The 21725-nt window shown below is 30.0% G+C and carries 21 protein-coding genes; 18 read left to right on the top strand and 3 right to left on the bottom strand.

The window, feature by feature from the left end:
- The first annotated feature begins 114 nt into the window (after window positions 1–114).
- The 13 genes from ACQ3F0_RS21155 (at window position 115) to ACQ3F0_RS21095 (ending at window position 10928) form a co-directional block, all read left to right on the top strand.
- A complete protein-coding gene (locus ACQ3F0_RS21155; protein ID WP_428867715.1) occupies window positions 115–1413 on the top strand; it encodes an amidohydrolase family protein in 1299 nt (432 codons plus the stop codon).
- Between the two features lie 124 nt (window positions 1414–1537).
- Entirely contained in the window at window positions 1538–2119 is a 582-nt protein-coding gene (locus ACQ3F0_RS21150; RefSeq protein ID WP_428867714.1) for a TetR/AcrR family transcriptional regulator, read from the top strand.
- Between the two features lie 357 nt (window positions 2120–2476).
- Window positions 2477–3850 (top strand): nucleobase:cation symporter-2 family protein, encoded by a 1374-nt coding sequence (locus tag ACQ3F0_RS21145; RefSeq protein WP_428867713.1) that lies wholly within the window; start codon window positions 2477–2479, stop codon window positions 3848–3850.
- Window positions 3851–3876: 26 nt separating this feature from the next.
- Window positions 3877–4155, top strand: a complete 279-nt coding sequence (locus ACQ3F0_RS21140; RefSeq protein ID WP_428867712.1) for a hypothetical protein — start codon at window positions 3877–3879, stop codon at window positions 4153–4155.
- 20 nt (window positions 4156–4175) lie between these two features.
- Window positions 4176–4445: a hypothetical protein gene (locus ACQ3F0_RS21135; RefSeq protein ID WP_428867711.1), complete on the top strand. Its 270-nt coding sequence runs from the start codon at window positions 4176–4178 to the stop codon at window positions 4443–4445.
- Between the two features lie 32 nt (window positions 4446–4477).
- Complete coding sequence (locus ACQ3F0_RS21130) at window positions 4478–4603, top strand: hypothetical protein (RefSeq protein ID WP_428867710.1); 126 nt, start codon at window positions 4478–4480, stop codon at window positions 4601–4603.
- 32 nt (window positions 4604–4635) lie between these two features.
- Window positions 4636–5997 (top strand): APC family permease, encoded by a 1362-nt coding sequence (locus ACQ3F0_RS21125; protein WP_428867709.1) that lies wholly within the window; start codon window positions 4636–4638, stop codon window positions 5995–5997.
- A 17-nt stretch (window positions 5998–6014) separates the two neighbouring features.
- Complete coding sequence (locus ACQ3F0_RS21120; protein WP_428867708.1) at window positions 6015–6281, top strand: hypothetical protein; 267 nt, start codon at window positions 6015–6017, stop codon at window positions 6279–6281.
- A 640-nt stretch (window positions 6282–6921) separates the two neighbouring features.
- Complete coding sequence (locus ACQ3F0_RS21115) at window positions 6922–8202, top strand: cytosine permease (RefSeq protein ID WP_428867707.1); 1281 nt, start codon at window positions 6922–6924, stop codon at window positions 8200–8202.
- A gap of 23 nt (window positions 8203–8225) precedes the next feature.
- Entirely contained in the window at window positions 8226–8414 is a 189-nt protein-coding gene (locus ACQ3F0_RS21110; RefSeq protein WP_428867706.1) for a hypothetical protein, read from the top strand.
- Between the two features lie 215 nt (window positions 8415–8629).
- Complete coding sequence (locus ACQ3F0_RS21105; protein ID WP_428867705.1) at window positions 8630–8782, top strand: hypothetical protein; 153 nt, start codon at window positions 8630–8632, stop codon at window positions 8780–8782.
- 9 nt (window positions 8783–8791) lie between these two features.
- On the top strand, window positions 8792–9289 hold the full coding sequence (locus ACQ3F0_RS21100; RefSeq protein ID WP_428867704.1) for a Crp/Fnr family transcriptional regulator: 498 nt from the start codon (window positions 8792–8794) through the stop codon (window positions 9287–9289).
- Between the two features lie 244 nt (window positions 9290–9533).
- On the top strand, window positions 9534–10928 hold the full coding sequence (locus tag ACQ3F0_RS21095; RefSeq protein ID WP_428867703.1) for an amidohydrolase family protein: 1395 nt from the start codon (window positions 9534–9536) through the stop codon (window positions 10926–10928).
- A 137-nt stretch (window positions 10929–11065) separates the two neighbouring features.
- Here ACQ3F0_RS21095 and ACQ3F0_RS21090 read toward each other — a convergent pair whose 3' ends face one another.
- The 3 genes from ACQ3F0_RS21090 to ACQ3F0_RS21080 all read right to left on the bottom strand — a co-directional run bounded on the left by ACQ3F0_RS21090 (window position 11066) and on the right by ACQ3F0_RS21080 (window position 15206).
- Window positions 11066–12151, bottom strand: a complete 1086-nt coding sequence (locus ACQ3F0_RS21090) for a GerAB/ArcD/ProY family transporter (RefSeq protein WP_428867702.1) — start codon at window positions 12149–12151, stop codon at window positions 11066–11068.
- Window positions 12152–12461: 310 nt separating this feature from the next.
- Window positions 12462–13646, bottom strand: coding sequence for a Ger(x)C family spore germination protein (locus ACQ3F0_RS21085; RefSeq protein WP_428867701.1), 1185 nt, complete (start codon window positions 13644–13646; stop codon window positions 12462–12464).
- A gap of 27 nt (window positions 13647–13673) precedes the next feature.
- Window positions 13674–15206 carry a spore germination protein gene (locus ACQ3F0_RS21080; protein ID WP_428867700.1) on the bottom strand — a complete coding sequence of 511 codons (1533 nt, stop codon included), beginning with the start codon at window positions 15204–15206 and terminating at the stop codon, window positions 13674–13676.
- Between the two features lie 288 nt (window positions 15207–15494).
- On the opposite strand from ACQ3F0_RS21080, the gene ACQ3F0_RS21075 reads away from it, so the two are divergent.
- The 5 genes from ACQ3F0_RS21075 to ACQ3F0_RS21055 all read left to right on the top strand — a co-directional run.
- The gene (locus ACQ3F0_RS21075) at window positions 15495–16328 is read left to right on the top strand and encodes a formate/nitrite transporter family protein (protein WP_428867699.1); all 834 of its coding nucleotides are present in this window, start codon (window positions 15495–15497) and stop codon (window positions 16326–16328) included.
- Window positions 16309–17883, top strand: coding sequence for a sigma-54 interaction domain-containing protein (locus ACQ3F0_RS21070; protein ID WP_428867698.1), 1575 nt, complete (start codon window positions 16309–16311; stop codon window positions 17881–17883). Before ACQ3F0_RS21075 ends, ACQ3F0_RS21070 begins: the two co-directional genes overlap by 20 nt.
- Entirely contained in the window at window positions 17876–19054 is a 1179-nt protein-coding gene (locus tag ACQ3F0_RS21065; RefSeq protein WP_428867697.1) for a trans-sulfuration enzyme family protein, read from the top strand. The genes ACQ3F0_RS21070 and ACQ3F0_RS21065 overlap by 8 nt, the downstream gene beginning before the upstream one ends.
- A 130-nt stretch (window positions 19055–19184) precedes the next feature.
- Window positions 19185–20534 (top strand): Na+/H+ antiporter NhaC family protein, encoded by a 1350-nt coding sequence (locus ACQ3F0_RS21060; protein ID WP_428867696.1) that lies wholly within the window; start codon window positions 19185–19187, stop codon window positions 20532–20534.
- A 421-nt stretch (window positions 20535–20955) separates the two neighbouring features.
- A partial coding sequence (locus ACQ3F0_RS21055; protein ID WP_428867695.1) for a transketolase occupies window positions 20956–21725 on the top strand: 770 nt, incomplete at its 3' end.

Here is a 21725-nt window from a genome sequence, read left to right as displayed (position 1 = left end):
ACCAATGTATATTGACAAAGAAGAAAAAAAAAGATACTATTAGTTTATAGATTGATTAATCAGTCTATAAAATTCAGATCTTTTGTTGTTTATAAAAGATGTAGGAGGGATTCTATGAAAGCAATAATTAATGCAACTATCTATGATTTTTATAAGTATAAAGAAAATCAATATATTTTATTTGATGACAGTATTATTGATGTAGGTTCAATGGAAAAATATGGTTTTAGTGGCGAATATGAAGAAGTAGTTGATATTAAGGGGTCACTTATATTACCAGGTTTAATTGTTGGACATGGTCATATGTATGGTGCCTTTATGAGAGGTTGTAATTTTTCACCGTGTTCACCTATGAACTTTAAAGAGCATTTAGAACAAGTTTATTGGAAAATTGATGGAGGACTTGATTTAGATTCAACTTATCACAGTGGTAAAGTAATGTCTGTGGATCACATAAAATGTGGGGTAACTACTCTTTTTGATCATCATGCTAGTGGAGTTAATATTGCAGGTACATTAGATCAATTGAAAAAAGCATGGGTAGATGAAGCAGGACTTCGTGGAGTATTTTGTTTTGAAACCAGTGATCGTTTCGATATAAATGATTGTATAAGCGAAAATGTAAATTTTAACAATAAAGGTAAAAGTGAAAAACATGCTGCAATGTTTGGTGTACATGCATCCTTATCAGTTTCTGATGAGACATTATCAAAAATTTCTGAATCAATAGGGAACATACCTTTACACGTACATATAGCTGAAAGTTTGGAAGATCAAACTGAATCAATTGCTCGTTATGGTAAACGAATTGTAGAACGGTTTGTTGATTTTGGACTTGTAAATGAAAATTCTCTATTTGCACATTGTGTAAACATAGATGAAAAAGAGGCTGCTCTTATGGCAAAATACGGTTGTACAGCAGCAATAAATGTTACATCTAATTTGAATACAGGGAATGGTATTCCAGATTATAGATTGTTAAAAAGATATGGAATAAGAACTATTATAGGAAATGATTCTTTAGGAACCAATATTGCCTCAGACATTAGAAATACTTTATTTGCAATGCACTTAAGAACAAAATCACCATGGTGGTTTAGTTATGAAGACATACTAAATTGTGTGAGAAATAGTTATGATTATGCTTCTATTATATTAGGTATAAAATTAGGAAGATTAGAAAAGGGATATAAGGCAGATTTTTTATCCGTTGATTATCACGCACCAACGGAAATGTCAGAAAACAATATATGGGGACATATTTTTGATGGAGTATTTAATAGTTTTCATCCAAGGAATGTATGGTGTGATGGACAAGCGAAATTAAGAAATTATGAGACAGTTTTAGATGAAGAAAAAATATGTGCTGAAGCTAAGATATCTTCAAAAAAATTATGGAATAGAATAGGTTAAATAACATATTATAAAGGCTGTTTTTATTTTATAAAAATAGCCTTTATAATATGTTTAAGAAATGCTTAGCACTTGTTTTTTGTAATGTTGTATATTATTATTATTGTACGGAGGTTTTGTTTTTATGAAAAAAAATACAGTTAAAGAAAATATATTAGATGCAGCTTTAGATGTTGTTTCAGAAAATACAATCAGCGGTACGAGAATGCACTTAATTGCTGAAAAAGCAGGGGTTGCACAATCAAATCTCCACTATCATTTTAAAACAAAAAAAGATTTGATGTTAGAAATGTACTCTAGAATGCAAGAGAAATTTTCCAAGGACAGAGAGGAATTTGTGGAAAATAGTGAAGATACAATACATGGTAAAATCAATGTTTTTTTTGATCAAAAAAAAGATATCATTTTAAATAATAAAAAATGTGATCGTGTACAATTTGATTTTTGGCAATTTGGTATAGTAAATGAGGATGCTAAAAATTTATTTACAGAAACATATGATACTTGGAGAAAACATATATTTGACACTTTAAGTCCATTTTTAGATGGAATAAATGAAGAGAAGTTGAAAAATATTTCTGCTGTAATGGTGTCTATGATGATAGGTGCTTCACTGCAATATTTAAATAAACCAGATGTATTTGATTTAGATGAGTATTTTGATATGTGTGAACATATGATTTTAATGGAAATGCGGTATAAATGATTTTTTTATCATAGAAAATATATGATTTAATTGTACTAAGTAAAAATAAATTAAATATAAAACATTCAAAAATATAAATTTTTTGAATGTTTTTTTATTATAATATTAAATTTTAAAACAGAGCAATAATTCAAATAATTTTTTAGAATATTTTGTTAATTAATATTGACAAATAAAGATGAAAAATATATCATATATAATATATTGACTGACTAGTTAGTCGAATTTTTAAAATTAGGTAATAAAATTTAATATCCGGAATTATAGTTAGAAATATAAAAAATAAGGAGGGATTCGTAAAAACAAAAATTAATATAATTGATTATATGTAGAAATAAAAATTAGAGGGGCGATAAAATGAGTAATAAAACTGATAAAAAAGTAGCGGTTGTTGATGAGGTACTTCCTTTTAAACAGATGTTGATTTTTGGATTTCAGCATATTTTAATCATGTGTTCTGGTGCAGTGTCAATACCGCTAATAGTAGGGAATGCAGCAGGATTATCAAATGAAGAAATTATATTTTTGATTAATGCAGACTTATTTATAGCAGGGATTGCTACGTTGATTCAATCATTAGGTTTTGGTAAATTTATTGGTGGTAAGATACCTATGGTAGAAGGGGCTAGTTTTGCTGGTATTAATGCTATGGTAGCTATAGCTAGTACGTATAAAGGAGAACCAATGACTGCAATTACTACTATATTTGGATCAGTTTTTATTGCAGGTATCTTTTGTTTTATAATGGCGCCATTTTGGGCAAAATTAATAAGATTCTTTCCTAATGTTGTAACAGGAACAGTAATTACTATTATTGGTTTATCGTTAATTCCAGTAACAGTAAGATGGTCCGCTGGGGGCAATGTTGCAGCACCTAATTTTGCTAGTAGTGAAAATATATTTATGGCAATTTTCGTTTTAGGAATTATCTTGTGTTTATCGCAATTTTTAAAAGGGATTTTGGGAAATCTATCAATACTTTTTGGTTTAATTATTGGAACTATCGTTGCAACATTCACAGGAATGGCAGACTTTTCTTCAGTTTCGGAAGCAGCATGGATTAGTGTAAATATACCTTTCCATTTTGGATTTCCTAGATTTGATGTGAGTGCAATTGTTTCAATGATTCTAGTTATGGTGGTAATTATGACAGCAGCTACAGGGAATATTGTAACTGTTCATGAAATAGTTGAAAAGCCAATGGATGACAAAAGTTTAGCAAGAGGACTTAGGTCGGAGGGGTTTGTAACTATGATTGCTGCAATATTCAACACATTTCCACAATCAGTTTATGCTCAAAATGTTGGACTTCTTAGTCTGACAGGTATCAAAAGTCGCTTTGTTGTAGCAACATCAGGAGGTATACTAGTATGTCTTGGATTATTTCCAAAGATGGGTGCAGTGGTTACATCTATTCCCTATCCAGTTCTTGGAGGAGCTGGGTTTATAATGTTTGGTATGGTTATAGCAGCAGGAGTGAAATCCCTTGGAAGGGTAAATTTTGATGGAAGTAAAAATGGCGTAATTGTGGCAGTTAGTATAGGAATATCTATGATTTCAACCGTAGTACCAGAGTTTTATCATGATTTCCCACAATGGGTAAATACGTTTTTCAGTAGTGGTATAACAACAGGAAGTCTTTCAGCAATTCTACTTAATCTTTTCTTTAATGAAATGAGTACAAAAAAAGTTGAAAATATATCTAGAACGAAATTAGTTAAAAATAATTAGTAATAAAATTTTTGGAGTGGTGTTAAATGGAAAAGAAAATAAAGAAAATGTATAACCAAGATTGTGCTATTATTTTCTTGTTTATGATTGGTTTGTGGACAATATTGATATATGTATTGATGCAAATAAATAGTGTAGTTGCAAATCAATCAGTGAGAACTTTAATATTTTTTATAGGAATAATAGCAGGAACTTTTGCTATAGCAGCTTTAATGGCGGTAGTAAATCATCTTAGAAAAAATCGTACACAAATATATACGGAAGAAATTACAGTATCTGAAAATAACCACGATTTGAGTATTTAAATTGTAGAAGGGATGAAAAAATGAAACACAAAAAAGATAAAGGAAATGGTATGTTTTTAGAGTTATTTGATACTTTATTTATTATGATTCTTTGCTTTGGGACACTTTTAAGCGCTATGCTGTTTAAAGGAGAAAATATCAGTGGAATTAAATATTTATTTAATGCTTCTACTTTTGCAGTAACTATTTTATGTTTAACAGTTTATATAATCTTTATACTAATACAATCAGATAAGGGGTTAAGAAAATTGACTAAGCACATCTATAAGGACGAAGTGGAAGTAGAATAAAATCAATTATAGAATAGTGAAGGAGGAGCAGAATGAGTTTTTGGGGTATTATGAATTGGGTAGCATGGATGTTATGTGCTGTCTTTGCATATTTAATAGCGTCAGATTTTATAAGTGTCGAGAAAGAAATACTTAAAAATAAAAAGAAAAATCAATAATAAGTAAAGTTTGAAAACGGGAGGTTTTAGTTGTGGAACAAAAGCATCTTTCTAAGGTTTTAGGTCCAATGCATATTTGGGCATTAGGTGTAGGAATTGTTCTAGTAGGGCAGTTTATGGGATGGAATTTTACAATAGTAAAAGGGGGTTCTCTTGGTTCAATTATTGCATGTTGGACAATGGGAATATTATATATATCACTAATTATGATTAATACAGAAATTGGATCTGTTATACCTGAAGCAGGTGGACAGTATGCTATGGCAAAGTATCTTTTGGGTCCTCTTGCAGCTTTTAATATCGGGTTAATGCTAGTATTTGAGTATGTTATGCTTGAAGCAGCAGATGCCCTTGTTGTTGGACAAATTTTAGAGACAATAAGTCCAGATGTACAGGCATTGCCATATATTGTTTTGAGTCTATTGGCTTTGACATATCTCAATTACAGGGGAATGCATGCCACGTTAAATTTAAATATTGTACTAACAGGTATTGCATTTATGACAATTCTTATTCTTTTATTTAGTACAAAATTTTATTCACCTTCTCAAAGTCTTTTAAATCTTTCTGAATTTGCTAATGGACTACCTTATGGTTGGATGGGAATACTTGGAGCATTTCAGTTTGGATGTTGGTTCTATCTTGGGATAGAAGGGACTGTTTTAGCAGCGGAAGAATGTCGTTCAACAGGGCGTTCACTTCCTATAGGAGCTATTGTTGGATTAGTAACATTGATGATAGGAGCAACAATTACTTGGTTTGTATGCTCAGGATTAGTACATTCTAGTAATCTTGCTGAATCAGTTTATCCTCTTTTTGATGCTGCTATTGCAACAAGAATTCCATTTGTTGTTCATTCATTGTTTTTAGGAACACTTTTAGCATGTTTAGCAAGTGCTAATGGATGCATTGCTGATGCAAGTAGAGCATGGTATTCAATGTCTAAAGATACTTTAATTCCAGGAATTTTTGCTGTATTGCATCCTAAATATAAAACTCCATATCGTGCCATCGTATTTCTTCTTCCAATAGCTATTGCTTTTGGATTTACAGGTTTATTAGATCAAGTAATTACATTTTCTATTTTTTCTGCATTATTGGTGTACTTGTTAACGGCATATATGATGTTTAAGTTTAGAAAAATGTATCCACTGGGAACCATTGAGAGAGGATATATTTCTCCATTACATCCTCTTCCAGCTATAATTTTGATTGTTCTTGCTCTAGCTACCTTAATAGGTATGTACTTTGGATATTGGATAAATATTGTATCAGGGTGCACATTCTATCTATTAGCATCTCTTTGGTTTACTCTTCATAGAAGCAAGTTTTTGGAGGAAGATTCTTTTATAGCTGGTGGTACTTCATGTTGGCCGAAACCAGAAGGTTATTAACGTATAAGTAAGAGAGGATGATTATCATAAATAAAAAACCAAAAGAAAAAATATTCAATTGGTTGATAATAGTTGCAGCTATTTTTGTACCAGGATCTGGGCATGTGTTTTTAGGCAAACCTGTTAGAGGACTATTTTTGATATTTTGGATGTTTATTTTCGGATACATTACATTTCAGTTAACAACTCCAGAAATATCCTTTATAGGTCGTTTATCAGGTGGATTTGCTATTTGGACAATATCAGTTCTAGAAGTATATAGAATAGTCAGGTTCTTTAAATAAGGTTAGTTATTGGTTTAGCAAAATACATTAGAGTTGAATTAGTATTAATAGCACAAAGTAAAGAAGAAAAATTATAATACCCAACTTTCAGCATTAAACTCGGAAACGGGTTTAATGCTTTTTTATATTAGTTTTATTATGTAAAGCTGGCAAATATGTAATATATGTTACAAAGCAAATAACGTTTACATTTAACTGATTTGATTATCTAATAAAGGTATTTTTGGTAATATTAACTCAAGGGATGTGTTGTAATTTTGGATAAGATAAAACTAACTGTAATTAGTGAGCAATGAATGGTTATGTCAACAAAGGCTAATACTCTTTTGTTTGTTTTTTTAGAACATCTTCTTTTTTTAGGGCATTCATTTCCAAAAATTATTATTTAAGAGAATGATTTAAATTACTACAAATTATTCCTTGATACAAACATACTACATTGACATAGGCACTTAGAAAAAAATTTTCTTTATGAAGATAATGATTAATTTTATTTTTACTTCAAGTATTTTAGGCTCTAGCTGAATTTCTGGGAGGAATAATAAAGGAGGGGGCATAATAAAAGAATCTCTTGGAATTCAGGTATATGGATACCTAAGGGTTTCCGAATATATTTCTATAAATAAAGGAGGAAAAAATTATGAATGAAAAAGCAAAAGAAATTATCAACGATTTTGAACTTCAAGCTGTACCTGAAAATGAAAGAAAGAGTTTTTTAAGTATTACCATGGTTTGGACAGGTTTTGTTTTTGTGATTTCTAGTATGTTGGCGGGAGGAGGATTAGCAGCAGGTCTGACAATGAAAGAAATAATAATAACTACAATAATAGGAAATTTATTTTTGAGTATTGTTGCAATATTAATAAGTACTATTTCATGTAAAACTGGACTTACATTTGCACTTTTAACAAGATATAGTTTTGGAAGAAAAGGTTCTAGAGTAGCATCATTTTTTGTGCCTATAGTAAATATTGGATGGTACACAATTCAAGCAGCAGTTTATGGTCATTTAGTAGCACAAATATTACATCTAAATGCATTAGGAGAAAATATAGCTATGATGATTAGTGCCTTGGTTATGGGAGTATTTGCAATTATAGGTATACAAGCACTAACTGTACTGGGTTTTGTAGCTATTCCAGCTATTATATTTTTATGCATTGCCACAGCTATGAAAGCTACAGGAGTTGCAGGCGGGTTTAATGCAGTTATGGCAATAGTTCCGGAGAATCCGATGAGTATAAGTTCAGCACTTACTATTGTAATAGGGACATGGATTTTTGCTGCTTCAACATGTAATGCAGATTTTATGAGATATGCTAAAAATGTAAAAGAAGCTGCTTTAAGTTCCTTTGTGGGACTAGTTGTTGGAAATACTTTATTGATTACATGTGGTGCTATTACAGCATTTGCTATGAACGATAGCGATTTAACAAATGTCTTGTTGAAAATGGGATTGGTTATACCTAGTTTTATATTGATGACAACTAATATATTTACAACAAATGGAGGTAATATATATTCTACGGGTTTAAACTTAGCAAATGCATTAAATATTGAGAAGAAAAAAGCTATTATAATGATATTAATTATATCAGCTTTGTTAACGTTAACAAGACCTTATCAAATTAGACCTTTATTTGGATTTCTAGGGACATTAGGAAATTTAGTCCCACCACTTCCAGGGATAATGTTTGCTGATTACTATATTTTGAATAAAGGTAAATATAAAAGATTAGATGATGCTAATACCGTAAATTGGAATTTAAAAGCATGGGTTGCATGGATTTTATCAGTAATATTAGTCTTTACAGTTAAAGTAGGGTTTGCACCAATAAATGGGATTATTTTGGGGGTTGTTATTTATACAGTATTAATGAAATTTGGGGATAATAAGCAAAATCTTCTTGTAGAAAACTAAATTCGTAATGGAGGTAAATGGATATGAATAAAGCTTCAGCAGAAAAAGTAGAAAGAAGCAAAAAAATGGCGTTAATAGGCATAGGGATAATGGCAGTAGGAGCATTTATGTCATGTCTGGCTGAAAGTAGTGTTTTTTCTAATATTGGTGTTGGATTATTATTATTTAGTATTGCCTTAACAGCTTATGGATTTACATATTGGCAACCGTAAATTAATATTTTTCTTTTAGCAAAATGATTATAGAGTTAGATTTAACAAATTTATTGTAAAAAATTTGTTAAATCTAACTCTATTTTTTACATATTTTTTTAATATTTGCTTAATTACCATGTAAATAGTATGATAAAATATAATTGTAAAGAAAAGGACCTTAAATATTGAATAGTCTAAGGAGAGGGACCAAATATACATTAAGGGGAGAAATTATGTTGGATTCTAAATATTTTCCATATGGAGATTATTATTTTGATGATGGGACCAAAACGTTAATACATATACATGGAGAAAGAATAGAGTATCCTTCGAATAAAGTAATATTAAATCCAGGTGATATTGCAGAATATTTATATTATATCTAAAAAGGAAAAGTGACATTGGGGATTTGGAGCATAGAAGGTGAAGAGAGGGTTATACAAATTTTAGAAGATGATAATTTCTTCGGTACGGCCTCATTAATTACTGAGACTCCAGACAGGATTTTCGCAGTTACAGAAGTTCCAACGGTTATATATAAAGTAAATAGAAAAACTTTTATAGAAATAATAAATTCATCTGAAAAATTCAGAATTGTATTTATGAAATATATTGCAAATATAATAATCAAATTAACAAAACATAAAGAAAGCATATTATTTTTAAGCTGTAAAGAAAGGTTATATGATCTTCTATATGGATCAAAAGATGATAATTCTATTGTTGAGAAAGAATGGTTTGAAATAAAGTATAAATACACTCAATATGAGATTGCCAAAATTATTGGTGCTTCAAGAGTGACTGTTTCAAGGCTTATTAATGAATTATGTGAAGAAAACTTAATAAGAATTGTAAATCGTCAAATACAAGTGAAAATGAAAGATAAGATATAAAATTATTTTTTTATAAATATTAAAATTTAATAGATAGTAAAAGTATGTAAAAGAAGCTACAAGTCTTTAATAATAAGACTTGTAGCTTTTTATAATATTTACTTTAAGAAATAGTTTGATTAATGTAATATAGATTACATTTTAAGCTAGGATATGGTATTACAATTGTAGTTTTCTAATTGTAAATATCTTGTTAACATTTAAGCAACAGTAGGTATAAATAAAAAACTAGGGGGTTAAAGGTATGAGTAAAAAATTAATAAAAAATGCTGATTGGATAATTACTATGGATGAAGATAAAAGGAGATTACGCAGAAGCGATGTTTTAATTGATGGAGCAGAAATAGTTGCCCTAGGTAAAAATCTTATTTCTGAAGAAGATGTGGATGAAATTATAGATGCTATAGGTAAAATAATTATTCCAGGAATGGTTAATACGCATCATCATTGTTTTCAATCTCTTGTCCGTAATATTCATGTAGCTAATGAATTATCATTAATGCCATGGCTTAAAGTTGTATATAATATTTTCCAAGATATAACTCCAGAAGTGGCAGATGCGGGAGCTTTGATAGGGTTAGGAGAGCTTTTAAAATCTGGTTGTACAACTTCAATGGATCATCATTATGCTTTTCCAAGAAGTACAGACAAGAAATTAATTGATGTTACTATAAATGCTGCTCAAAAACTAGGTATTAGATTCCAACCAACAAGAGGAAGTCTATCTATTGGTGGAGGTCATATACCGGATAGCTTAGTTGAAACGGTAGATGATATTTTGATCGATAGTGAAAGACTAATTAAAACATATCATGACAACTCTAAATTTTCTATGTTACAAGTGGACCTTTCACCTTGCTGGCCAGAGTATGATGTTCCTGAGTTATGGGATGAAAGTATGAAAATGGCGAAAAAATACGGCGTAGGGTGTCATAGTCATTTAGCAGAAAGTAAAGATGAAGTTGAATATTGCTTGGAGAAGTTTAATTGCCGTCCAGCAGAATACGTTTATCGAAAAGGATGGATGGGACCTAGAGTGTGGTTTGCTCATAGTGTACATCTAACTGATTCGGATATAGAACTTTTTGCAAAGACTGGAACAGGAATTGCTCATTGTCCAATTTCTAATATGAAATTAAATTCTGGTATTTGTAGAGTACCTAATCTTATAGACGCTGGAGTTAATATAGGAATAGGAGTTGACGGTGCAGCTAGTAATAACGCTTCAAATATGTTAAGTGAAATAAGAGTAAGTTACTTAATGCATCAATTACAATATGGAAACAAAGGTCCAAATGCTGAAAAAATTCTTGAAATGGCAACGGTAGGTGGAGCTAAAGTACTAGGCAGAACTGATATTGGATATTTAGCTCCTGGAATGGCAGCAGATATGGTATTAATAGATTGGAATCAGTTTGAGTTGGCTGGAGGACAAAATGATCCAGTATCTGTTGTTGTGATGAGTGGTGATAGCAAAATGGTGAATACGGTATTGGTTAATGGTGAGGTAGTAGTAGAAGAAGGTAAATTGGTTAATATTGATGAAGAAAATACGGCAGTAGAGGTTAATAAAATTGCCAAAAATATGTTAAGGAAGGCTTCAGTAAGAGAGAAAGGTTTAGAATTGGATTTAAGATAATAGGATTAATCTTTTGATAGAGGACGTAGTAAAGTAAGGAGAGAAGATAGTATTACCTTTTTTTATAATTGATTTTTGCAAATGGGTAACTAAGATAATAGAAAATTTACATTAGAAAGTTTCATATTGGATTCTCTTTAGTGACGATTTTTGAAAAAATCTATTATCAATGCAATAACCGGAATAGTTATAAACAAGTTGAAAAAATACCAGGGAGTTACATTCATGCCAATTGATAGATGCTTAGGATAGTTATTTGCAATAATCATTGAAGTTACATATATACCAATCCCAAATGGAATAGCAAGCCATTTGGGATCTTTCTTCATATTAAAAAGCTGTGCGGTACCGATTATTCCAGCATACAAATGAACAGTTATTTTAAAAAACAATCCTACCATAATTGTTAGGATTGTCAAAATATCTATACGATCAATAGATCCTACTTTTACAAATCGCATTGTTTGAAGTAATGGAAAAAGAGATGTTGAAGCAAAATCTACTCCAAGTGTAGAAATGATCATTATAGTATTGAAAGATAATGCTAATCCAATAAAAATTATAGTATATATTGATGTTCTTCTTACTTTTTTAGGCTCATTTACAAAAGGGAATATCATTGTATAGATAACACTTACTCCATATGGAAATTCTACACCTAGAGGAAATACTTCTTTTAAAATAGGCTTGATACCTCCTTCAAAGATAGGTTGCAGATTATGAAATTCAACAATACCCTTTGTCATAAAAAGGAGAACGTATTCTATAAAGAATATACAAAGATAAAAAGGTAAAGTAATTTGAGCTAACCTGCCTATATTTTCGATTCCTGAATATGCTCCATATGATACTGCGATAGTAACTATTAATGCTATTAAATATAGAGATGCATCAGGCATTACAGCAATAAGTGTAAGTTCTGCAAATTCTCTTAATATTCTTGCTCCATTATAGAAGAATCTTAAAATGTAAAAAATGCAAATAATAGTGCCTATATAATTACCGAATATTTTACGCATATAAATAACAAGTGTATCTCCTGGATATTTATAGAATAATGTTGTATATATAAGTACTTCTATAATACCAACAGGTATTCCAAAAATCAGAACTAACCATGCGTCCTGTCTTGCGGAGGCTCCTAAAAAGAAAAGAACAGCACTTCCCATTAATGATAAGACCATTGCAGCAAAAAGTTGGGAAGCAGATATTTTATAATTCATGATATATCCTCCTTAGGGATTGTTTAAGAATAACTTCCACTATATTTCATTAAAAAAACATATAGAGTTTTTAATTCAACTAATTATTTTAGATAAGCAACTTCAACTAATAATTAATACATCGATAAAAAATGTTGAAGATTCATTATTTTATCAATGTATTAATTAAGTTTACATAATGTTATCTATCATACAAGTCTAAAACTCATTAATACCTGAGATTTTGTATATGTGTAAATAAAGTTTCATAATTAAAACTCTTGATTGCATATTTCTTAATGAAAAATGGAATTAATTTTTAAGGCGACCCTTAATATGCCGGTTTTGAGATAGAACCAGGTCTTTTTAAAGTAGAATCAACTTTTATTTTAACAATTATATACGGAAATAGTTTATCCCAATCATCTTTTATGATATTCCAAGTTTCTGGATATTTTCTGTGTATGATTTCTCCAAAATCAAAAAAGTCTACTTTATATTTTTTTTGCGCTTTTTCTATAGTAAGTTCTATTTGTTTTTTTATGGTCTCATTCTGAACCTCTGCTAATGTATCTAATAGTTTATAGTTTTTCATAGGATCATATTTACCTGTCATACCTACAATATCACTTTGTTCATTTATAATTATTTCTATTAAGTAATGATTATCGTTTATGATAGGTTTTATTTTGCTTTTAGAACTTAATATTTTAAGTGTAATTATATCATCTTTATTATCAGGTGAAGTGATTACAATATCACCAGTCTGTACATTGCCTTTAACCCATGATAATCCTTTAGTTTCTTCTTTATTTAAAAAACCTATTAACTTATCTTCTTGAAAAATAGCAGTACCTTCTATTCTAAATATTTCACCCCTATGAGCTATATCATTAGCTTTCTCAAGATATATAACACCTGTTGAAATTGAACTAGTCTTATTTGCTAAACCATTATATAATTGTTTCAGGTTAGTCATAGTGGATAAAGATTTTTCTGATTGAAGTTTGATTATGTTTTCTATTTCAATTGATGGAATAGTATTATTAGGTGTCAGTGTTTTTATAATATCGTAAGCTGTACCTTTAGCAACGAGTACTGGAGTATTAGGTCTCATTTCATTGCCTCTTAAATCACTATCAACCACTAATGCTATTCCGTTACTTGCAAGTTTTTCTCCTATAATGATAAATTTATTATGAGCAAAATATGGTTCTTCTCCTAGTGTTGTCGTTAAATTATCAAATGCTTCATTAATCGTATTACCAATACTTGTATATATAACTACATCTGAAGGAATTGACGGTTGTTCTCCCCCACCTTCAAGTGTTCCGCTTGTTTGCTGTTTAGTTGTTTTTAATACTTGTATAGTAATCATGTATTGATCGTTTGATACATAATCATATCCTGTACTCATAACCATTGCTAATTTTTCAATATCTTTTTTTACTGTTCTACAGCCAACACACAGTATTAAAAATATGGATATTAATAATAGTATTAATATTTTTTTCATAATTGCTCCTTTTTAAAACAATTAATGTTATTTTTTTGATTTACTTCGTAAAGAATATTTCCAGGTAAACAAAGTAGGACGTTTATTCATTTTACTTAAAGGTGCTCTTATAATTGTATCCTTTAATTCATTTACTACTAATGGAGCAAAAGGTGCAATATAAGGTACACCAAATGAGCGTAAAGATATTAGGTATATTAATAATACTAATAACCCAGAAAGTAATCCAATTAATCCTAAAGTTCCAGCTAAAAAAAGAAATATATATCGTGGGATTATTAAACACCTTGTTAGCTCAATAGAAGGAATTGCATATGTTGCAATTCCTGCAACTGCAACAACTATTACCATTGGAGTACTTACTAATCCTGCTGAAACTGCTGACTGACCAAGTACCAAAGCACCTACAACACTTATTGCCTGCCCTAATGGTTCAGGCATTCTTATTCCAGCTTCTCTTATGATTTCATATGCTATCATCATAAAAAATGCTTCTACTAATGTTGGAAATGGTAGTCCGCTTCTTGCTTTTACAACAGTTACAACCAACGATGTTGGAATGAGTTCGTGATGAAAAGTGCTAATCGACACCCAAAATGCTGGGAGTAATAAGGATAAAATGAATGATACAAATCTGAAACCTCTATCTATTGTAGCTATTACATAATTATTGTAATAATCTTCACCTGCTTGAATATGTTCTATAAAAATACAAGGAACAAGTAAAATAGTGGGACTACCATCTGTTATAATTGCAATTTTTCCTTCAAGAAGTTTACCGGCTGCGATATCTGGCTTTTCAGTACGAAATACAGTTGGAAAAATGTTTAATATACCACCATCTTTTACATATTCCTCTATATATGATGAATCAAGTATAGAATCTATATCTATTTTTTTTAATCTTAGTCTTACTTCTTCAACGATTTTTTCATTTGCAATGTTGGATAAGTATGCGACTATAATATCTGTCTTTGTTTGTTTCCCAATTGTAAAGTGTTCTAATTTTAAATTAATGTTTTTAATTTTTTTCCTTAGTAGGCACGTATTAGTTCTAATTGATTCAGTAAACCCTTCACGAGGGCCTCTTATACATCCTTCAACGGGTGGTTCAACAATATTTCGTTCAGGTGGGTTTTTCAAGGTAATTATGATTGCTGAATCAATACCATCTATAAATAATACTGCATTACCGTTTAATATAGCTTGAAAAGTGATGTTCATTTGGCGTGGCATGTTATTATCATTTATACCAAGTAGGTATTGACAATATTTTTTAATTCCAGGATTATTAGTTTTATCATCTGTTTTCTCAATTAGCTTATTTATGATGGCCAGTTCAATAATCTCTTCTTTTAGCATACCATCTAAATATATAAGTGCAGCTTTATATTTTGGATTGCTTGCAATATATAATTTTCTAATCACGATATCTGTACAGTTATTAAAAGTCTTTTCTAGATGATTAATGTTTTCTAGCAGATTTAGTGATATTTTCAAGTCATTATCTTCACTTTCTTGATTTGTACTATTTTTGTTTTTTCTTATAGTTTTAATCATATAAACACCTTTATATATTAACAATTTTAGTATTAGTATTATCGGTTAGATACCAAATTATTCAATGGAATAAAATCATTCCACTGTGTTAAAATTAAACCACTTGAAATGTAGTAAAATGGTCATTAATTAAAAGTGGTTTAAAAACAAACCAAAATACAAATTAACATATTGCTGAAAGGGGGATATTGCTTAGAATGAAGGTTGGCATAGAAGTTGCTAATATAATTATTAAATGAATCGGTTATATTTAAAAAATAACCAGAGATTAAAAGGATGCTGATTACAATGAAGACACCACAAGAGATAACAAAAACATTATATGAAAAATCTTTTAGTTTTTTAGAAAAATCGAACAAGGAACTGATTATTGGAGGTATTTTAGCTGGAGCATTTGTTGGTTTAGCTGCAATAACTTCAGTTACTGTATGCCAGGATATGGCCAATTATTTTGGAGTTGGATTTACGAAATTGATATTTGGAATAGTTTTTAGTTTAGGATTAATAATGATAGTTTTATCAGGGAGTGACCTTTTTACAGGAAGTAACTTATATATAGTTTCAACTTATAAGAATAAAAACAATTACAGTAAATTATTAAAAAATTGGGGTATCGTTTATTTTGCTAATATGGTTGGATGTATTGTTTTGATTTTTATTATTTTTAGAACAGGAATATTTAACGATAAATCTATTAGTGATTATATGATAAATATTACAAAATCAAAATTAAATCTTACTGCAAGTCAAGCTTTTTTTAGAGGTATTTTATGCAACTTCTTGGTGTGTTTAGCGGTAAGAGTTGGAGCATCATCTGATGAAGTTTCGGGAAAAATTATGGGATATATATATGTAATTGGTGCATTCGTAATTAATAGTTTTGAACACTCCATTGCAAATATGTTTTTTATACCTTCTGGAATAATTCTTGGAAACCAGCAAGGAATAAATCTTTCATGGCAAACTTTTATTTTCAAGAATTTAATTCCTGTGACAATAGGAAATATAGTAGGTGGAGCGTTATTTGTTGGAGTAGTTTACTATATTATGCACAATAAGTATTTTCGAGAAAATGAAAACAAAGAAAGTAGGCGTGATACTTATGGAGATTTTACGGCTTGAAATAAAAACATCGGTAGATAGACCTCATATGACTTATGACATATGTTCGGTTTTTTATAAATATAAAATAAATATAATATGGATGGAAGTATATACGCATATAGTATATATGAAAATAGCTAAACTAGAATCAAAATTACAAAATAAGATATTAAAAGAGTTATCAGATATAGATGGTATAGAAAGTATAAAAGAAATAAATTTGATTTCAGTTGAAAAAAAAGAAATAGAAATAAAATCAATAATGGACACAGTACGTCAAGGAATTCTTGTACTGGGTAAAGAGGAAAATCTTAAATATATCAATGAGTATGCACTACAGAAAGTATTTATGATTGAAAGAAGTGAAATTGCAAATAAAAAAATATGGGATTTATTACCTGGAACTTATATGAAAGTAAAAAAAGCATTACAGAAGGTAAAGAAATATAATGAAGTTCTAGATTTCGAAATACAAATTGATAATAAAGATTATCTTATTAGTATTAATTCCATAATTAGTGATGATAAGGTTTTCTGCGGGTATATTATTACTTTGCAAGATACAAAAAGAATAAATGAGATACTGAACAAAAAAAGATATGATAATAGAATTACTTTTGATGATATTATTGGTAAACATCACAAAATGGTTAAAGCTATAAATGATGCAAAAATATTTTCACAGTCAGATTCACCTGTTTTAATTATGGGAGAAAGCGGTACGGGAAAAGAAATATTTGCAAGAGCCATACATAATTTAAGTAATAGATCATCAATGCCTTTTGTAGCGATAAATTGCGGAGCAATTCCAGATCAACTATTAGAAAGCGAGCTCTTTGGATATGAAGCAGGAAGTTTTACTGGAGCAAAAAGTAAAGGTAAAATTGGAATTTTTGAAATAGCAAATGAGGGAACAGTATTTTTAGATGAAATTGGAGAAATGCCAACTCATTTACAAGTAAAACTACTTAGGGTTTTACAGGAAAAAAAGATAAGAAAATTAGGAAGTAATAAAGAAATAGAAATCAATGTTAGGATTATTTCCGCAACTAATAAAAATTTAAACAAAATGGTTGAATCAAATCAATTTAGACTTGATTTATTTTATAGAATTAATATCTTCACTCTTATAATTCCGCCACTAAGAGAAAGGAGAGAAGAAATAAAAATTTTAGTGGAGCATTACCTAAGAGAATTTTCTAAAGAATATAATAAAAAAATAGTTGAAGTTGCACCCAACGCCATGAAAAAATTATTGAACTATGAATGGTTTGGTAATGTAAGAGAACTTCAAAATGTAATGGAAAGAGCCGTAGCATTAAACTATTCAGGAACAATACTAGAACAAGATGTTAGGTTGAACAAAGTTACTGATAAAAAAATAATAAGTAATTCAACTTCTCTAAAAGAAACTTTAGAAGGAATAGAAAAAGAAATTATAGAAGATGCTTTAAATCAAAACAAAGGAATTAGAAAAACTGCAAAGGCTTTGGGGACTACACATACTTTATTAATTAATAGAATGAAAAAATATAATATCAATCAAAATGAATGGGGAGATCGAAATGAATAAAGGGATAATGACAAAATTGGCTAGAGTAGGTGAAAAAAGTTCTAAATCTATTTCAACACCTAAATCGTTACCAATTTATATGAGTTCATCATTTTCTTTTGATGATGTGGATTCATTAGAAAAAGTATACAGTGGAGAAGAGTCTGGATATATTTATTCAAGAATAAGTAATCCAGGACATGACGCTTTAAAAGAATTAATGGCTAGTGTTGAAGAAGGAGAAGATGCTCAAGTTTATTCTTCAGGTATGGCAGCTATTGCTATGAGTATTATAGCACATGTGAAAGCAGGAGATCATATCATTGCTGCAAACGTATTGTATGGGGGAACTTATCAATTTTTGAAAGAACAACTTGCTAAATTTAATGTAGAAGTTACTTTCATTAACACAAATATGAACAGATTAGAAGAGTGTTTTAAGGATAATACTAAACTTGTATATATGGAAACTATTTCAAATCCTTTGATGGAAGTAGTTGATATAAGAAATATAAGTGAAAGATGTCATAAAAATAATGCAAAACTTATCATTGATAATACTTTTGCTACACCTGTTATATGTAAGCCATTATCACTTGGAGCAGATATTGTAGTTTATAGTGGAACAAAATATTTGTGTGGACATAGCGATATGACTGCTGGAATAGTTGTTTCAGATAAGGAAACTATAGAAAAAATTAGTCATACAGGATGTTTATATGGACCTACAATGAGTGTATTCGATAGTTGGTTACTTATAAGAAGTTTAAGAACTTTAGAACTAAGGGTTAAAAAACATAGTGATAATGCTCTTAAGTTAGCAGAGTTTTTGGACAAGCATGAAAAGGTTGAAAAAGTATATTACCCAGGACTTTCTTCATCAGAATCATGCGATATGTCAAAAGAATTATTTACGGAAGGACTTTATGGAGGAATGCTCTCTGTTGATTTAGTAGGGGGAGAAAAAGCTGTTTGTGATATAATAGCCACTCTAGAATCTATCAAATTTGTCCCAAGTCTTGCAGGAGTTGCAACTTCACTATCTTTTCCAGCAAGAACATCTCATAGGGCATTAAATGATCAAGAACTTAAAGATGCAGGTATTTCAAAAGGTTTATTAAGAATTTCTACTGGACTAGAAGATATTAATGATATAATTCGCGAATTTGATGAAGCTCTTAAAAAGATTTAATATTTTACAAATGCATAATATTCCGTAGATAAAAGATAAAAAACTAATCTTTTATCTATAGAGAATCCAAAGTAAATAAACCTTTGAAATGGATTCTCTAAGCGGAAATTAAATAGGAGGTATATATATTATGGAAAACAAAGTAAAAGCAAACGGAAAGGCACTTATACCATTTTTAGTATTTATTGTTGTTTATTTAAGTAGTGGAATCATTTTACAATCAAAAGGTGTTGAGATGGCATTTTATCAATTTCCAGCTCCAGTAGCTATTTTCTGTGGTGTTATAGTTGCAATGATTATGTTTAAAGGAACAATAAATGACAAGTTTATGAAGTTTATAAGAGGTTGTGGACAAGATGACATAATGATTATGTGTGTTATTTATTTGTTAGCAGGGGCTTTTGCTGGAGTTTCTAAAGCTATGGGTGGAGTAGATTCTACTGTAAACTTAGGCTTAACTTATATACCAGCGCAATATATAGTAGCAGGATTATTTATTATTTCAGCATTTATATCAATTTCTACAGGAACTTCTGTTGGGTCTTTGGTAGCTGTTGCACCAATAGCTGTAGCGTTAGCTGATAAAGCAGGTCTTAATCTTCCATTAACAATGGCAGCAGTAGTAGGTGGAGCAATGTTTGGTGATAATTTATCTATTATATCTGATACTACAATTGCAGCAACAAGAACTCAAGGTTGTGAAATGCGAGATAAGTTTAAAGTAAACGCATACATAGCTGTGCCAGCTGCTATTCTTACTGTTATTTTACTATTAATATTTGGAAAACCAACAACTATTACTGAAATACAATCATTTAATTTTAACATTATAAAAGTATTACCATATATAGGTGTATTGGTTGCTTCTCTAGCTGGATTGAACGTTTTCGTTGTATTAACAGGTGGACTTGTGTTCTCAGGTATTATTGGACTTGCTTATGGAGATCTAACTATATTAACTTTTGCTCAGCAAACTTTTAGCGGATTTACTAGTATGACTGATATTTTCCTTGTATCAATGATGACAGGTGGACTTGCGTATATGGTTACTAAAGAGGGTGGACTTCAATATATAATTGAGGCTATACAGAAAAGAATTAAAAGCAGAAAGTCTGCTGAGGTTGGTATTGCAGCTTTAGTTGCAGTAACTGATGCAGCTATAGCTAATAATACAGTTTCTATAATTATAGATGGTCCTGTAGCAAAAGAAATGTGTAACAAATATAAAGTTGATCCACGTAGAAGTGCTTCTTTATTAGATACTTTTTCTTGTATAATGCAAGGTATGATTCCATATGGAGCTCAAATGTTAATGGTGGCAAGTTTTACAAATGGAGCTGTATCACCATTTCAAGTAATTCCATTATTATGGTACCAGCAATTGTTAGCAGTATCTGCAATAGCTTCAATTTTCATACCATTTGCAGATAAAGCTATAAAGAAAAATCCGTGGAAATGGGAAAGTGATGTATCAGCTTAAACAATTAGCATATCGTATAATTCTGAAATAAGGTCAGAAGTTCTACAAGCCCCAATTGATTGTCTTTATTACAATTAAATGGGGGGGTTGTTTTATAATGTCTAGAAAGCTCTCAATTTGAGGGCTTTTTTTAGTGGATAGAAAAGTTCCACGCTTATTTATTGCATAGCGATTCTAAAGATATTATTTAGAAAAGTAATTGGGAAATTCTCATTACAGGGAAATTACATGAAAAATAATGGGAAAAAATTCCCAGTAATGAGAATAAATAAATACAATAATTGGTAAAAACATAAAAAAGATATGAAAAACTATTTAGAATTACGACTATATTACTATTATTTTAGTTGGCATAATTGTTGCTTTTATAAATTATATGGCGGTAAGAGAATTACCATAAAAAACATAGGAGGGTAACAATATGTTAAATGAAACTAAATTGCAAGAACTCAAAGAATTTGCGGCATCTATAAGAATAGAAACACTTGAACAACTTGTTGCTAGAGGATTTGGGCATCTTGGTGGTTCAATGTCTATTGTTGAATTATTAGCAGTATTATATGACGGAGAAATGAAAATTGATCCAAAGAATTCAGCATGGGATGAAAGAGATTATTTAATATGTTCTAAAGGACATGCAGGGCCTGCTATTTATTCTACACTAGCATTAAAGGGATTTTTCCCAATGGATTGGTTAAAAACATTAAACCAACCTCATACAAATCTACCAAGTCACTGTGACAGAACAAAAACACCAGGTATAGATGTAACAACAGGTTCTTTAGGTCAAGGATTATCCGTTGCTGCAGGTATTGCATTAGGGCATAAGTTAGACGGAAAGGATAATTATGTTTACTGTATCGTAGGTGATGGAGAAACTCAAGAAGGTCAAAATTGGGAAGCAATTATGTTTGCTGCACAAAAAGAATTGGATAATTTAATTTTGTTTGTTGATAACAATAAAATTCAATTAGATGGGCCTACTTCAATGGTAAACAACATGGAAAGTTTTGAAGAAAAATTCCAAAGTTTCCACTGGAATAGTATTAGAGTAGATGGACATGATTTTAATGCAATTAAAGACGCCATTGCAAAGGCAAAGGAAACTAAGGGCAAGCCTACTGCGATTATCCTTGAAACTGTTAAAGGTGCTGGTATTGTTTGGGCAGTGGATAATTTTAATCATCATAT

The sequence above is a fragment of the Clostridium sediminicola genome, assembly GCF_050402865.1.
Classification (GTDB): Bacteria; Bacillota; Clostridia; order Clostridiales; family Clostridiaceae; genus Clostridium_AF; species Clostridium_AF sediminicola.
Note: the sequence above shows the minus strand (reverse complement) of the source record. Positions and strands in the feature narration are given on the sequence as shown.